Origin of the sequence: Sphaerochaeta halotolerans (assembly GCF_003429665.1) — a bacterium.
Classification (GTDB): Bacteria; Spirochaetota; Spirochaetia; order Sphaerochaetales; family Sphaerochaetaceae; genus Sphaerochaeta; species Sphaerochaeta halotolerans.
The window spans coordinates 220,453-234,147 of the sequence record NZ_QUWK01000002.1 but is presented as its reverse complement, the minus strand read 5'-3'; the positions used below and the strand labels follow the sequence as shown (position 1 = coordinate 234,147).

At 45.7% G+C, this 13,695-nt stretch carries 17 protein-coding genes and 1 tRNA gene; 7 read left to right on the top strand and 11 right to left on the bottom strand.

Annotated features, from left to right (window positions below; genetic code table 11):
* Positions 1-4 precede the first annotated feature (4 nt).
* The 6 genes from DYP60_RS02635 to DYP60_RS02610 all read right to left on the bottom strand — a co-directional run bounded on the left by DYP60_RS02635 (position 5) and on the right by DYP60_RS02610 (position 5,917).
* Positions 5-586, bottom strand: coding sequence for a TVP38/TMEM64 family protein (locus DYP60_RS02635; protein ID WP_117329317.1), 582 nt, complete (start codon positions 584-586; stop codon positions 5-7).
* Positions 583-1,758 carry a glycosyltransferase family 4 protein gene (locus tag DYP60_RS02630; RefSeq protein WP_117329316.1) on the bottom strand — a complete coding sequence of 392 codons (1,176 nt, stop codon included), beginning with the start codon at positions 1,756-1,758 and terminating at the stop codon, positions 583-585. Before DYP60_RS02630 ends, DYP60_RS02635 begins: the two co-directional genes overlap by 4 nt.
* Before the next feature lie 73 nt (positions 1,759-1,831).
* Entirely contained in the window at positions 1,832-2,524 is a 693-nt protein-coding gene (locus DYP60_RS02625) for a response regulator transcription factor (RefSeq protein ID WP_117329315.1), read from the bottom strand.
* Entirely contained in the window at positions 2,502-3,959 is a 1,458-nt protein-coding gene (locus DYP60_RS02620; RefSeq protein WP_206363091.1) for a sensor histidine kinase, read from the bottom strand. The genes DYP60_RS02625 and DYP60_RS02620 overlap by 23 nt, the downstream gene beginning before the upstream one ends.
* 87 nt (positions 3,960-4,046) lie before the next feature.
* Positions 4,047-5,234 (bottom strand): oxygen-binding di-iron domain-containing protein, encoded by a 1,188-nt coding sequence (locus DYP60_RS02615; RefSeq protein WP_117329313.1) that lies wholly within the window; start codon positions 5,232-5,234, stop codon positions 4,047-4,049.
* Positions 5,231-5,917 (bottom strand): DUF542 domain-containing protein, encoded by a 687-nt coding sequence (locus tag DYP60_RS02610; RefSeq protein ID WP_165849472.1) that lies wholly within the window; start codon positions 5,915-5,917, stop codon positions 5,231-5,233. Before DYP60_RS02610 ends, DYP60_RS02615 begins: the two co-directional genes overlap by 4 nt.
* Before the next feature lie 68 nt (positions 5,918-5,985).
* On the opposite strand from DYP60_RS02610, the gene DYP60_RS13945 reads away from it, so the two are divergent.
* On the top strand, positions 5,986-6,186 hold the full coding sequence (locus DYP60_RS13945) for a hypothetical protein (RefSeq protein WP_133299270.1): 201 nt from the start codon (positions 5,986-5,988) through the stop codon (positions 6,184-6,186).
* On the opposite strand, the gene DYP60_RS02605 is transcribed toward DYP60_RS13945, so the two are convergent.
* Both DYP60_RS02605 and DYP60_RS02600 read right to left on the bottom strand, forming a co-directional pair.
* Complete coding sequence (locus DYP60_RS02605) at positions 6,140-6,838, bottom strand: Crp/Fnr family transcriptional regulator (protein ID WP_117329311.1); 699 nt, start codon at positions 6,836-6,838, stop codon at positions 6,140-6,142. The genes DYP60_RS13945 and DYP60_RS02605 overlap by 47 nt on opposite strands.
* 3 nt (positions 6,839-6,841) lie before the next feature.
* The gene (locus DYP60_RS02600) at positions 6,842-7,192 is read right to left on the bottom strand and encodes a hypothetical protein (RefSeq protein WP_117329310.1); all 351 of its coding nucleotides are present in this window, start codon (positions 7,190-7,192) and stop codon (positions 6,842-6,844) included.
* 558 nt (positions 7,193-7,750) lie between these two features.
* Here DYP60_RS02600 and DYP60_RS02590 point away from each other — a divergent pair.
* Genes DYP60_RS02590 through DYP60_RS14615 form a run of 3 tightly spaced genes read left to right on the top strand, consistent with a single transcriptional unit; the run spans position 7,751 to position 9,473 of the window.
* Positions 7,751-8,860 (top strand): AAA family ATPase, encoded by a 1,110-nt coding sequence (locus tag DYP60_RS02590; protein ID WP_117329308.1) that lies wholly within the window; start codon positions 7,751-7,753, stop codon positions 8,858-8,860.
* 15 nt (positions 8,861-8,875) lie between these two features.
* Complete coding sequence (locus DYP60_RS02585) at positions 8,876-9,307, top strand: hypothetical protein (protein ID WP_117329307.1); 432 nt, start codon at positions 8,876-8,878, stop codon at positions 9,305-9,307.
* Positions 9,308-9,350: 43 nt separating this feature from the next.
* Complete coding sequence (locus DYP60_RS14615) at positions 9,351-9,473, top strand: hypothetical protein (RefSeq protein ID WP_276308953.1); 123 nt, start codon at positions 9,351-9,353, stop codon at positions 9,471-9,473.
* On the opposite strand, the gene DYP60_RS02575 is transcribed toward DYP60_RS14615, so the two are convergent.
* A tRNA-Phe gene (locus DYP60_RS02575) sits at positions 9,455-9,527 on the bottom strand. The two genes, DYP60_RS14615 and DYP60_RS02575, sit on opposite strands and share 19 nt — an antisense overlap.
* A gap of 106 nt (positions 9,528-9,633) precedes the next feature.
* On the opposite strand from DYP60_RS02575, the gene DYP60_RS02570 reads away from it, so the two are divergent.
* From DYP60_RS02570 to DYP60_RS02560, 3 genes are read left to right on the top strand one after another with little or no spacing between them, the layout of a single operon-like run.
* Entirely contained in the window at positions 9,634-10,395 is a 762-nt protein-coding gene (locus DYP60_RS02570) for an energy-coupling factor ABC transporter ATP-binding protein (protein WP_117329305.1), read from the top strand.
* The gene (locus DYP60_RS02565; protein WP_117329304.1) at positions 10,380-11,087 is read left to right on the top strand and encodes an energy-coupling factor transporter transmembrane component T family protein; all 708 of its coding nucleotides are present in this window, start codon (positions 10,380-10,382) and stop codon (positions 11,085-11,087) included. The genes DYP60_RS02570 and DYP60_RS02565 overlap by 16 nt, the downstream gene beginning before the upstream one ends.
* A gap of 7 nt (positions 11,088-11,094) precedes the next feature.
* The gene (locus DYP60_RS02560) at positions 11,095-11,643 is read left to right on the top strand and encodes a 5-formyltetrahydrofolate cyclo-ligase (RefSeq protein ID WP_117329303.1); all 549 of its coding nucleotides are present in this window, start codon (positions 11,095-11,097) and stop codon (positions 11,641-11,643) included.
* Here the strand turns inward: DYP60_RS02560 and DYP60_RS02555 are convergent.
* Both DYP60_RS02555 and gltA read right to left on the bottom strand, forming a co-directional pair.
* Positions 11,640-12,128 (bottom strand): PTS sugar transporter subunit IIA, encoded by a 489-nt coding sequence (locus DYP60_RS02555; protein WP_240622813.1) that lies wholly within the window; start codon positions 12,126-12,128, stop codon positions 11,640-11,642. The two genes, DYP60_RS02560 and DYP60_RS02555, sit on opposite strands and share 4 nt — an antisense overlap.
* 75 nt (positions 12,129-12,203) lie before the next feature.
* Entirely contained in the window at positions 12,204-13,694 is a 1,491-nt protein-coding gene (gene gltA / locus DYP60_RS02550) for an NADPH-dependent glutamate synthase (RefSeq protein ID WP_117329301.1), read from the bottom strand.
* Position 13,695: the final 1 nt, after the last annotated feature.

Here is a 13,695-nt window from a genome sequence, read left to right as displayed (position 1 = left end):
AATCCTAAGTCCATGGAATGAGATGCGTGAACAGGGTTGTAAGTCCAAGGCTGTACAATGCGATGGAGAAGGGTTTCCCCAGTACGATGATAGTGGTGAAAGAACGCCAAGAAATGGTAGTGGTCCCTGCAAGGAAACAGAGGTAGTCATCCGGTGCAACCGGAAAGAATATAAGAATGGAGAGCCAGCGGGTAAACCGTCCTTTCTTTTGCATCCACTGGTCATATTTCTGAATCAGGGGAGTAGAGAAGAACCGGTAGAGCAAGGGCCTTCCATAGTAACGGGACAAGGCGAAAGCAGCCAAGGAACCGGCGATAATGCCCACATAATTGTAGACCAACCCTTTCCATACTCCGAAGGCCAGTACCCCGACCAGACAGCCAAGGCCGCCGGGAAGGATGGGAAGCACCACTTGGATAGCCTGGAACGCCACAAAGAAGAGGGCTGACCAAGCTCCGAATCCTGCAATATAGGTGCGCAGAGAATCCAAGGAAGTGAGCACTCCAATCTTCCATACATAGATGCCATACCCCACGCTGGCCACAAGGCCGACAATGGTGAGGATATTGATAATTTTTTTCGTCATGCTGATATCCTGCTCACGTTGGCGCGGCTGTTGACCAATGCTTCATACACAGCGGCTACAGACTGTGCGAACACCATTCGGTCATACCGGGTACTGGAGGAAAGGGCATCAACCGAAAGCCGTTGCTGTAACTCTTGATTAGCTAACAATCGTTCAAGATATTGCTGGTATTCGGTTTGAGTACGATACTGCCACCCGTTGATCCCATCCCGTACCAAATCATCGAGACAGTCATCCTTGCGACAAAGGACGGGTATTCCCGATGCCAAGGCCTCTACATAGGTGAGCCCCTGGGTTTCACTGGTGGATGCACTGCAGAAGACGGTACCCAATCGGTAGAAGGAAGGAATATCTTCTTGCTTCTGCATGCCGGCGAATATGACGTGCTTCCCAAGCCCTAGTGTTCGTACCTGTTCTTCCAACATAGGCCGCTCTGGTCCATCTCCAACAAGAAGCAACATTCTATTGTTGTTGGCGATTGTTGAAAAATTGGAAATCAATTCATCGATGTTCTTCTCTTTGGCCAACCGACCTACATACACAATCACCTGGGTATCCTTGGGTATGCCCAACTGCTCTCTCAACCTGCTTGTAGCATCATCTTCTACACTAGTGGGGGCAAACTTGGAAAGATCGATGCCGGAGGGAATTACTTTAATCAACTTTTCGACACCATAGGAAAGAAGCAATCGCTCAATCTTGGAAGTCGGTGCAATGACGGCATCAGTCTTGGCAAGAACATGCATAGAGAATAGCTGTGCCATAATTTGCCCCATCCGCTTATTAGGTGAAAAATAGGTGGTGTAATCCTCATAGAGGGTATGATAGGTATGCACCAAGGGCGCTCCCACCGCATGGGCGATTCGCTTTGCAAGTATAAAGGTACTGAACTCACTTTGCGAGTGTACCACATCTGGTTTCCAGGCAATCAAGTCCTTCAATGACCCCCGAGCAAGAGCGCCTCTCACACGGGTCCCCGGATAAATCGTACTTAAATTCAAGGAGCCAAGATACCAGACTCCATCCTTATAATAAGTTGTATGCGACTCCGACAGGGTGAGGATTCGCACCTCATGTCCTAATTGGGTCAGGCCTTCCTGTAGATTTACCAAGGAAGTAACGACCCCATTCGTGGTTGGTTTGTACACATCTGATGTAAGCAATATTCTCATGGGTCTACTCCTTTGTACACCCGTACTTTGGCAGATAAATATTAATTATCTTTGTGGTAATGTTAACAAAAGTTTAAACTAATTCGGAAAAACGGTACCCAACCCCCCAGACTGTTTGGATATAGCGGGGGCTGGAGGGATCTTTCTCAATTTTTTCCCGTAACCGATTGATATGTACCGCTACAGTGGTGTTGTCTCCCATTGAATCCATACCCCAGATTTCTTCATACAAGGATTCACGGCTGAAAACCGAACCTGGATGAAGCATAAAGAAGAGCAATAGTTCATATTCCTTGTTCTTCAGTTCTATTTCCTGATTCTCAAGGAACACTCGATGGGTGTCGGTATCAATGATGATATCACCCATGCTGATACGGGCGGTACGTTTGGTGGTATTTTTCAGTCGTTCGTAGCGGATGATATGGGCCTTGATCTTCGCAATCAGGACACTGGGGGTAAAGGGTTTTTCGATGTAGTCATCAGCACCAAGACCTAATGCCTTGATTTTATCGATATCCTCCTGCCTGGCTGAAACCATGAGAATAGGGACATCCAAGTTTTCACGGAGCTTTTGGCAGACGGTAAACCCATCCATACCTGGAAGCATTACATCCAGGAGGATGAGATTGAACATTCCACTCAACCCTTGGGCTAAGCCGGCTGGGCCCTCGGAGGCGATGGTGACGGAAAACCCTTCGAATCTCAAGTATTCTTCAATGATGGTGGCAATTGACGGGTCATCTTCAACGATCAGTATTTGGTACATGTACGGTTTCCTTCGGTAGATGGATGAGCAGGGACAACCCTTGGGGAGAAGCAAGTTCTGCCCGTATCATCCCTCCCATCCGTTCTATGATCTTCGCAGCAATGGCCAATCCTAGGCCACTCCCCAACTGGGGATCTCGCCGTGAAACACTCTCACGATAAAACAGATCAAACAGTTTGGGAAGGGAATGGGGAGTGACTCCCGGGCCATCATCGGTCATGCTCAATTGGAAGTTGTCGCCTCTATCGGACAAGACGACATGCATCCTCCCTTGCTCCTTTGTTTTGTACTTGACGCTGTTGTCCAGAATATTGACCAGGACGCGATGTAGTGCGGCCCGGTCGACCGTAACCTGTGCGTCGCAAAGCTCATAGGTGATGGCAAGCCCTTGAGCTGCATATTCAGGTTGAGCTTCACTAAAGAACAGAAGCAGATATCGCTTCAAATCGGTCGTTTCAAGATGCAGAGGATACTCATCCAATTCCATTTTTGAGAATAGAAGCATTTGAGATACGAGATGTTGGATTTCCTCAGCCTTTTTCTGAATGGTGAGAAGATACCGTTGTCGCGTCTCCTCGGTGGGAGCAATACCATCCAGCAAGCCGGATACATAGGCTTGGATTGAAGTTAAAGGAGAACGCAGGTCATGTGAGAGTTCTGCAACTAACGCTTTGTGGCTTTCTTCATGCAGTCGTGCCTGTTCCACAGAATGCTTGAGCTTTACAGCCATCTCATTGAAGTCGGTACAAATGGCGGCAAATTCGTCATCCCCTTCGTAGACGATACGATAGGAAAGATTACCATCACGAATCTGGTGAACACCATCAATAAGGATATTCAGCGGCGTATTGATTTTCTGGAATACGAATTTAGTCAAAAAAAAGTTGGTTGCATACACCGAGAGCACTATAACAGCCGCCAAGATCAATAACGACAAGGCGAAGACTGCTTTCAACGTAGTATATGCATACCGTCTGGGAGTGCTGAATAAATAGAGCTGGTATGTCTTTCCATTTGAGATAAGGGTATCGGCAAAGAGGCTACGGTCGGTGGTGGAAAGAAAACCACCCTCCCCCATTGCTTCCACAGCAGTAATCAATAGCGAATCCTTGCTGCTGTTCTCCCCATATTGGTACAGCAGCTTGCCATCCTCCAGAATGGTGACTGACATGGAGGCATCATCGAGTAAGCGACTTATGGAATGCAGTTGCTTAACCTGGTCCTCTGGGTTGGACTCCAAGATTTCCTCTACTGCAAACGCAATGGTGCCCTGAGCCTCTTGGAAGCTTTCACTATCGCCGAACCCCAACCCGGTTGTTCGTCCTAAAACCGTCCACAGAACGAGCAGACAAATGAAAGCCGTTACGATGGTAATACCTACAGGAACAATAATCATCAAGATATTCGACAGATACAAACGTTTTTGAATAGTCACAATGATAGATTACTACATTATACTGCAATTGTAATAGATTACAGCCAAGGTAGTATCTTTCTTTGGGCAATCGAGCAAAAACTGGCTTTATGTACAGAGTGCTTCAGCGATGCCCTTCATCCCTGAAAGGTGTTCCTCAGTTGGGTTCCAATTCACCTTCATCTCTGGTTCCACAACAGCGAAACCTGCCTTCGAAAGTTCCTCACGCAGGATACCTACCCCTTCTCCACTCCAGCCATAGCAACCAAATACTGCAGCCTGCTTCTTCTTGAACTGCAGCTCAGAGAGGAAGTGGAGCCAACCACTGACTGAGGAAAGGATCGACTTGCCAACGGTGGGAGAACCCAACGCTATGGCTTTTGATTTAAACACCTCAGTCATGATGTCATTCTTGTTTGTCTGGCTGATGCTGAACACCTTTACCACCGTATCGCCATCGAGAGCATGAATCTCTCCTGCCAGGGCATGCGCAAGCTGTTTCGTTCCGTCCCACATGGTGTCATAGACGATGGTAATCTGATTCTCCTGATAGGAGTCAGCCCAGGCAGCATATGCGTTCACAATCTGGAGCGGGTCATCGCGCCAGATGGCGCCATGGCTTGGTGCTATGATGTCGATAGGAAGGTTCAGTGCCACAATTTCTTCAATCTTTCGAGCCACCAGAGGAGAAAATGGATTGAGAATATTTGCGTAATACTTCATCGCCTCATTCCAAAGCAGACACTGGTCGGCCTTGTCATTGAAGAGTTCCTCCACTGCATAATGCTGCCCAAATGCGTCATTTGAGAAGAGAATGTTATCACCAGTCAAATAGGTTGCCATACTGTCCGGCCAATGCAGCATCCTCATCTCCACGAATACCAACTGCTTGCCGTTCCCGATGTCTACACTGTCACCTGTCTTTACGACCTTAAAATTCCACTCAGGGTGGTGGTACTGCCCTACAAGGGATTTGATTGCATTAGCAGTGCAGTAAATCGGCAGGTTGGGTACTTTTTCCATGAGATACGGAAGCGCACCACTATGATCAACCTCTCCATGATTGACAACGATGAAGTCAAGCTTATCCAGGTTGATCTCCTTCTCAAGATTCTCCCTAAACTGTTTGTCATAAGGTTTCCAGATAGTATCGATGAGAACTGTCTTTCCCTCTTCAATGAGGTATGCGTTCTGGCTAGATCCATGATTGACTGAATAATCATCACCATGAAACTTCTTCAATTCCCAATCAATTTTACCAATCCACGAAACATTGTTCTTCACCAGTCGCTTCATGCATTCACTCCTTCTGCATACATTGGAAACAGGATGCTGTTCTCTTTGTAGATGTGCAAGAATATATCCTCTACCAGCTGCTTTAATAGAGCATAGGTAGCTCTATAGGTAGCACAACCATCAACAGGTGCTGTAAAGTCATGAGTTGCCTTGATCAAGCGCTTGATCAAATCACCGGCTGCCTCATGATCTGATTCCAGCGAGACAACCTTTTCATAAGCTTTTTTTGTTGCTTCTCTCTGCATCAGGGGGAACACTTCCACTTCCTCTTGCGCAAAGTGTAGCATAAGTTCTGAGCGAAGGGTACTGAAGAGGGTATAGACTTCCCGCAGTTCATCCTTATGGCGTGCATAGTGAGCGGAAAGCAAGGCAAGCAGGTTCCCATCGATGGAAGAGAGCAAGGCTCTCTCATCCTTATGGTGGGTTGCTTCGAGATGAGTGATGAGGTCATGCACTCCCATCATGTATACATCGTCTGCAATTACCGCACTGTGTTTCTCTTTCTGTTCTGTAGTGAACGCTTCCAATTCCTCAAGGAATGGCTCAATTTCATACCCCTGTTCCTCAAGTGATTCATACAGGAAGTGATCTCCTCTACAACAATAGTCGATATGGTGTTCGTTCAGAAAGATAGTGGCTTCTGGATGATTTTTTACCAGCTCTGATAGTTTGATGTTTTGCATTTTGTGCTCCTTATTTCTTTGTTTCATGCATAGTGTACAGGAGCATCAAGTATCTAACTATGATTCAAATGAAAGGTATCAATACCTCAGGGCAAGCCCTGAATCCAGGAGGCATTGCCTCCTTTTCCGCCCAAGGGACGGGGTATCTCACCTTGCTTTCCCTGCACTCGCTCCAGAGAGGAACCATCATGATGGTTCCTTTCCTCTCGCTCCGTTGGGGAATCAACTTTCAAAGGAGATTGCTTCCAATTTGGCCATATCAAGAATGAGGAGCTTCCCCTTCCCTTCCACACGAAGGATTCCTTCCTCTTTCAAAGAGGAGAGCTTTCTGTTCACGGTCTCCTTGGTGAGATGCAGTGCACTCCCAATGTCATCCTGGGTAAGATGCAATGAGGTACTCCCGGTTTTTCGATATCGCTCAATCAGGTACATGCAGATACGTTTCTGTACGTCAGAGGTGGAAAGCATCTCAACTTGCAGGCGGTACTGGTCGAGCTTGGCATTCAAGTAGGTCATGGTTTTCAAGGCAATCGCAGGTTTTTGAAGGATCAAATGCTGAAGCTCCTTTGCCTTGATCATGCAGATACCCAGGGGTTCGGTTGCTACACCGGTCTCTCTGGCAACACTGGATAAGAAGAGCTGGTCACCTCCATAGAAATCCCCAGGAAAGAGCGTGTCGAGAATATACTCTGATCCATCACTCCCGTAACGGACCAATTTAAGTGATCCCTTCCTGATGAGATAGAGACTGTCTGCATTATCCCCTTCACGAAACAATACAGCACCAGGGGCAACCTCAATCTGCCTAATCAAGCGTTGCACTTCCTGGATCTGGTCGCTCTCAAGATTCTGAAATAGAGGCACATGCTGCAAACAAGGTTCACTTCCGTTTGCACAGATGCTGCATTGATGTATATCCAAGGCTTAGTCGTCCTCGTACAGCTCGTTGACTGTAGCCCAGGCATCTCCATCGCCTAAGCGCAGTCCCCTCAGCAATTCATATTGATTAAGCAATACGGTCAGGTGTTTCTTTTTGACTTCTTCAGGATCGCCAATCCCAACCACTGCCTTTAGCTCTGAACTTTCTGAAGGAAGGGACATAACCCGATGATACTCCCTCAGCATACGCTCTTTCGTCAGATGATAAAAATCTTCCACATCCAGAATCAAGGGTGGCATGTAATTTCGCCGTTCCAAGTCCTGGGCAGTCTTCTCAATCTGGGCTTCACTTGCTTCAGGAGCCAAGCTTGTATATCTCGCCAGTAGATCATCCATAAAGAAGTTCCTCCTGCCTGTATGATACTGAAGGTTGCAGGAAAAAGCAAAATGAATGAGAAAAATCGCATGTATCCTGTTGAGGCAGGAACGAGAAAGCTCCAAGGGCAATCAACAACTGCTTCACCTCGTCCCTCACCTTATTGAGTGTAGAAGAAGCTTGCATTACCTTACCAATCGAATACACCGAACCCCAGAAGGATTTGCATTGTTGGTACATCAGTACCATGATTGCACAGAAAGGACATACTCCCGTCTGTGAAGAAATGTGTTTTCTCATCATTGCTTAATCTATTTATAATTATATATTGTAATTACTTATATCATAACCTTCATATAGGACTGGTTGTCTCCCCACAGTATTATGAGCATACTTGTTAGTGAAGAGAGGGAGCTAACCGGCTGGGCATCTGAGCTCTGCTAGCAAGCGGTCGGGGGCCCCTCTCTTCACTTGGCAGAGGTAGCTAATTCTTAAAAAGGAGAACCAACTCTTGCATATCACAAACTCTTGAGTTATTATAAATTCGTATTTTACGAATTTATAGGAGTTGTGTTTATATGATACTATTAGAAATAAAACTTGATAATTTCTTTTCTTTTAATAACTTCCATCTGTCTTTAACGTATCCAAAAAAAATCTCTAACTCAACTATTACTGATGAATATCTGGAAGATAGACCAAACTTCCGATACAAGAAGTTGATTGTGTTAATGGGAGCAAATGCAACAGGGAAGACAACGCTAGGAAATGCGCTCATAGCGATATTTAATTTTATCACAAAAAAAAGTATTGACCCAATTGCCAACTGCATCGATGATACTTCTGAACCATCTTCGTTTTCAATGGATTTTATAACTCATTCATCGATAAAGACTATGTACCGTATTGTAGCCCAAATATCACCACCCACTGCTACTGGATATAGAGAAGAAGATATTTCCTTGACGATAAGTTCTACTTCCATTTTAAAGACCGACAGCTACGAACGTTGCGTAGCAAAACTAAGAACCATAAACACCCCAAATTCAACGTATATTGAAGCACTCGATCTAATTGATACCTTTGGTTGGTACTTTTCCTACCCATTTTCAAAAGACTCCTTTAAAAATCTTACTCCAGTAGGGAAAAAAAGTTTTCGAATCGTACTGGAGACTGTCCTAAGAGCTCTAGATCCATCTATACAGGGGGTTCGTGAATCACAAGATATCGAGAACTCATATATTATTAGGCTAAATAACCATGACCTTATCATGAAGAACAATGAAATACTTAATAGTGAAATACTCTCAAGCGGTACCCGCTCTGGTGTAGATATCGCTGTTATGCTCTCCTCAATTATTTCTAGCTTATACGGATTCTATTACTGTGATGAGAAGTTTTCCTATATTCACAGCGATATGGAGAAGGCAATTCTCTCCAAGATGATAGAAAAATTGGGCGCAAATGAGCAGTTATTTTTTACTACGCATAATGCAGATATATTAGACATGTCACTTCCGATTCACTCGTACGTATTTCTAAAAAAGGAGATTTTTGGACATGAAAATAGAATCTCATGTGTTTATGCAGACCAGTATCTGAAACGCAATACGGATTCTTTACGTAGAGCAGTTGAAAATGACATCTTCTCGGTTGCTCCGAATGTAGACGATATTGACCGGCTGTAAGGAGTATACTAGACGATGCCACAACTATTCCAATATTACGTTGAAGGTGAAACAGATGCAGTATTATTGAGAGCACTTAAAACCGACATGCAATGCATAGTCCCAGGAAAAATCAAGGTATTCAATGCTGTTGAAGAAGAATTTACTCGTGCCCGACTAATGACACTGAAACATAAAACCAATGTCGTACTTCTATTTGACACAGATACACTGAATGCATCAATTCTAAAAAAGAATATGAAATTCCTATCCAACCAATCAATGATAGGCCATGTATATTGCCTTCCCCAAGTTAATAACCTTGAGGATGAGCTTATCCGTACCTGCAATATATCGAAAATCAGAGAGTTGCTTTCAAGCAAAACAGATACAGACTTCAAAACTGATTTCTGTAAATGCACTACAATAAAACAAGCTCTGGAACGGCATGACTTTTCCATTGATTGACTCTGGAGAAAACAACCCTATGGAATCTTCGCAGGAATCCCGAATGATTCTGTCCACATCAAGAAACCACGTCATTGAAGCAATCAAGCCCATGCTGCCATTAAAAGCAAAACTCCCCATCCGTATAGGACAGGGAGCTCTCTGTTTTGCCGCCTCTCAGAATTGAACTGAGGACACAAGGATTTTCAGTCCTTTGCTCTACCAACTGAGCTAAAGCGGCATCAACGTCATCTTGTATACCCTACTTTTCTCACACTTGTCAACACCTTTTGGGGAAAACAGGGAATCTTGCCCAAACAATCACCATCTGTTACAGTCTGTTTGTCATGACCACCACACAACCAGTACTCCTTTCAGTAGAACATCTGAGCTTCTCTTTTTCCAAAGACAAGCAAATACTCAAGGACATTAGCTTCTCGGTCAACCAAGGAAGTTTTACGCTCATCAGCGGGCCAAATGGAGCTGGCAAGAGCATTCTGCTTCGTTGTCTGAAAGGCTTGTTGAAGCCTAGCGGTGGAGCAATCTTTCTTGCAGGAGAGGATGTTACCAAGTATCCAAAGAAAAGACTGCACTCCATCGGTTTGGTGTTCCAGGATGCCGACACCCAGATTGTTGGCCAAACGGTGGAGAAAGACATCAGCTTCGGCATGGAAAATCTCTCTATGGATGAAGCTGAACAAAAGAAGAGGCTGGATGAAGTGCTTACTCTCATGCATCTTCAGGATCAGAAAGATCAACGTCCCCGTACACTCAGTGGTGGAGAAAAGAGAAAGCTCTCGATAGCTGGCATATTGGTCATGAATCCAAAACTCATCATCCTTGATGAGCCTTTTGCCAACCTTGACTATCGCTCAGCAGTAAGTGTATTGGAAACCTTGCTTGCATTGCAGGAGAATGGACACACAGTAATCATCGTCAGCCATGAAATTGATAAAATCCTCGCACATGCAGACCAAGTGCTTGTCTTGGAAGCAGGACTGGTTGCTATACAAGGGACCAAACACACAGTCTTTAATCACTTGGAAGAACATGGAATGTACGTCCCAAAAACCAGCAATGTTGAGGATTTAACATGGCTGAAGCGCTGATCTTTCACTATAGAAAACAAGAACGTTTTCTCAATCACTGTAACCCGATGACCAAGTTTCTCTCTGTCATCGTACTCTGCCTTGCTCTGATCTACACCTCACTATGGGGAACCCTGATCATCTTTACTGCGTTAGCGATTGCAGGAATCTCCCAACAACTGCCACTGAAGCAGTATCACAGAGAGCTGAGGTTCTTCCTTGTTCTCCTAGCCATGATCACCATCATGGAGTACGTTTCCAGTAACAATTGGCTACGTACGGCCTCTGCATTCTTCAGGTTCAGTGCCATCATCCTCTCTGGCATGCTTATCGCAGACAGCACTGCCCCAGATGATCTTGCCAGGTCGCTCGGAAGCCTGTTGGACAGGATACCCTTCCTCAACGGTTGGAGAATAGCGAGCAGTATCGAGCTCACGCTCTCTCTACTACCCATGATCTTTGATGCCTCGCTTGAAGCTAATACAGCGAGAAAAGCAAGGCTTGAACGAAAGAAAAATCCTTACAAGACCATCATAGGACTCTCCACCAGTATCTTCCTCTTGTTGTTGGATAAAGCGGAAGATCTCTCACTTGCCCTTGAAGCAAGGAACTTTGACCCGGACAAACCTCGCTCCCAGCTCCCCTATCGCAAAACTGATGGATTCCTCTGCATATTGGTTCTCCTGATCACAACATCATCCTTCATGGTATAATCATTCCATGCAAAGCAAAGAGAGTTTGAGAACACAGCTTATAACGCAAGAAAAAGTACTGCGAGGAACTGATTTCTCAAGAGAAGACCTTGCAAGTTGCAATGCCTTGCTATCCAGCACCCTATATACAGATGCTGATTGGGTTTTTGCCTATTATCCCATTACCTCTGAGGTTGATATAAAAGCCGTGCTGCACGATGCAATCGCCCACAAACATCTTGCATTACCGGTCAGTGAAATGGATGGTACCATGACCTTTCGGGAAGTCACGAGACTGGACCAATTACACAGAGGAAGCCTGGGAATTACTGAGCCGCGAGAAGGGAACACGGTGGTACCTACTGCAAGAACGCTTATTCTGGTTCCTGGTGTTGCATTCTCCATGCAAAAGGATCGCATTGGAAGAGGGAAAGGCTACTATGATCGATATCTCCAGAAGCATAGGGAAGCCTTTACCCTTGGCATTTGTCGAAGTCATCAGATTATCAAGAAAATCCCTACTGATCAGTGGGATATACAGGTAAATGCACTCTTATGCGGGGGAGCCTTCTTCTAGGGACTTTTACTAAACCAGATAAACTCCTGGTTTGCCATCATGGAAAGAAACCTGTTACAAGCCTCATCACTCTTGCTTTGCTGCAGAGCTAGGAGGTGCTCTTGTATTTGTTCGGTTCGTACTCCTCGTAAAATAGCACTCAAGGCACCTAAGTACTCCATCTGGATGGATGGGGAAGAAGCAATAACAAACAGGAGATGGACAGGCATTCCATCGCAGCTTCCATATTCTATCCCCTCCTTGCTGATACCCAATGCGATATGGACCTCATTGATGCCGTGGATCTTCCCATGCGCAACAGCAACCCCATGACCAATACCCGTTGACTGGATATGCTCACGACGAAGCACCCCGCGCTTGAAACGCTCGAGGTCTGGGAGAGACGTAAACACTGAACAGGAATCTATCACTTCCAGGATGGCCTGGGTCTTATCTTTCGACGTAAGCTGACAGATCACCGATTGGCAATCATTGAGAATATCCACTGCTTTACTATACACAAAGAAAGTAGGTGTATCAAGTGAGCGAACCTGGGGGAACAGACTCGCCCACAGATATCCCTATGCTAGACCCTTGAGGTAGGTATTCATAGCCTTGGCTGCTCTTCTTCCCTGCCCCATGGCAAGAATGACCGTTGCAGCACCAAGAACAATATCCCCACCTGCGTATACACCCTTCAGTGTCGTCTCACAGGTTTCCTCATTGACAATAAAGTTGCCCCTGCGGTTGACCTCAATACCATCAGTGGTTGCCTTGATGAGTGGATTGCTATCATTCCCGATGGCTATAATGGCCGTATCAAAGTCATAGATTTTCTCACTGCCAGGGATCTCTACCGGACGACGACGACCAGAAGCATCAGGCTCACCAAGTTCACACGTAATTAACTCAACACCATTGACCCTACCCTTCTCGTTTGCTGTTATCTTCAGAGGAGCGTGGAGAAACAGAAATTTGATTCCCTCTTCCTTCGCGTGAGTTACTTCTTCACGGCGGGCCGGCATTTCCACCTCGGTGCGTCGATAGACAACGATCACTTCCTCAGCTCCAAGACGCTTAGCAGTTCTTGCAGCATCCATGGCAACATTGCCACCACCGAAAACGGCAACGTTTTTAGATCGGTAGAGCGGAGTTTGAGACTTTCCAACTGCATAAGCCTTCATCAAGTTACTACGAGTCAGATACTCATTTGCAGAGAAGACACCTACGTAGTTTTCACCTTCAATGCCAAGGAACTTGGGAAGTCCTGCACCTGAGCCGACAAATACCGCATCAAAACCGTCCTTCTCCATCAAATCGGCAATCTTTCGCGTCTTGCCTACCAAATAGTTGGGTCGAATCTCTACACCCATATCCTTAAGATTCTGCAATTCATGTTCCACAATCTTCTTGGGAAGGCGGAACTCAGGAATGCCATAGACCAATACACCCCCAGCCTTGTGGAGTGCTTCAAACATCATCACAGTGTGTCCTTCCCTACGCAAGTCAGCCGCTGCAGAGATACTTGCAGGTCCAGAGCCGACAACAGCAACCTTGCGTCCACTGTCAGGTTTGATGGATGGGATTTTCTCAAGCCCATGTTCACGCGCATAGTCTGCTACAAAGCGTTCAATACGACCAATTGAGACCGACTGCTCAACATCTTTGTGCATCTTCCCAACGGTACAGAACTTCTGACACTGTACTTCCTGGGGACAGACTCGGCCGCAAATGGATGGCAGCAAACTACTCTCCTTGATAATTTCCACAGACTTGCCATAGTCTCCCTTGGCAGCCTCAGCAATAAATGCAGGGATATCGATGGAAACAGGACAACCAGCAATACAGGGCTGGTTCTTGCACTGGATACAGCGCATCGCCTCAAGGCGGACTTGGTTCTCCGTATAGCCAAGTGCAACCTCTTCCATATTGCACACACGAACTTCTGGTGCTTGGCTTGGCATCTCTTGGAGGGGAATCTTAGCTCTATCCTTGGGTCTCAACGGCGTATCGTTTAGTTGCTCGAGCAATGCTTTTGCTTGAGCGTCAAGTACTTCTTTCGTTACGTGCATA

Coding starts and splice junctions, on each gene's coding strand:
- DYP60_RS02635 (WP_117329317.1), bottom strand. CDS start 586: ATGACGAAAAAAATTATCAATATCCTCACCATTGTCGGCCTTGTGGCC.
- DYP60_RS02630 (WP_117329316.1), bottom strand. CDS start 1,758: ATGAGAATATTGCTTACATCAGATGTGTACAAACCAACCACGAATGGG.
- DYP60_RS02625 (WP_117329315.1), bottom strand. CDS start 2,524: ATGTACCAAATACTGATCGTTGAAGATGACCCGTCAATTGCCACCATC.
- DYP60_RS02615 (WP_117329313.1), bottom strand. CDS start 5,234: ATGAAGCGACTGGTGAAGAACAATGTTTCGTGGATTGGTAAAATTGAT.
- DYP60_RS02610 (WP_165849472.1), bottom strand. CDS start 5,917: ATGCAAAACATCAAACTATCAGAGCTGGTAAAAAATCATCCAGAAGCC.
- DYP60_RS13945 (WP_133299270.1), top strand. CDS start 5,986: ATGAAAGGTATCAATACCTCAGGGCAAGCCCTGAATCCAGGAGGCATT.
- DYP60_RS02600 (WP_117329310.1), bottom strand. CDS start 7,192: ATGGATGATCTACTGGCGAGATATACAAGCTTGGCTCCTGAAGCAAGT.
- DYP60_RS02590 (WP_117329308.1), top strand. CDS start 7,751: ATGATACTATTAGAAATAAAACTTGATAATTTCTTTTCTTTTAATAAC.
- DYP60_RS02585 (WP_117329307.1), top strand. CDS start 8,876: ATGCCACAACTATTCCAATATTACGTTGAAGGTGAAACAGATGCAGTA.
- DYP60_RS14615 (WP_276308953.1), top strand. CDS start 9,351: ATGATTCTGTCCACATCAAGAAACCACGTCATTGAAGCAATCAAGCCC.
- DYP60_RS02570 (WP_117329305.1), top strand. CDS start 9,634: ATGACCACCACACAACCAGTACTCCTTTCAGTAGAACATCTGAGCTTC.
- DYP60_RS02565 (WP_117329304.1), top strand. CDS start 10,380: ATGGCTGAAGCGCTGATCTTTCACTATAGAAAACAAGAACGTTTTCTC.
- DYP60_RS02560 (WP_117329303.1), top strand. CDS start 11,095: ATGCAAAGCAAAGAGAGTTTGAGAACACAGCTTATAACGCAAGAAAAA.
- gltA (WP_117329301.1), bottom strand. CDS start 13,694: ATGCACGTAACGAAAGAAGTACTTGACGCTCAAGCAAAAGCATTGCTC.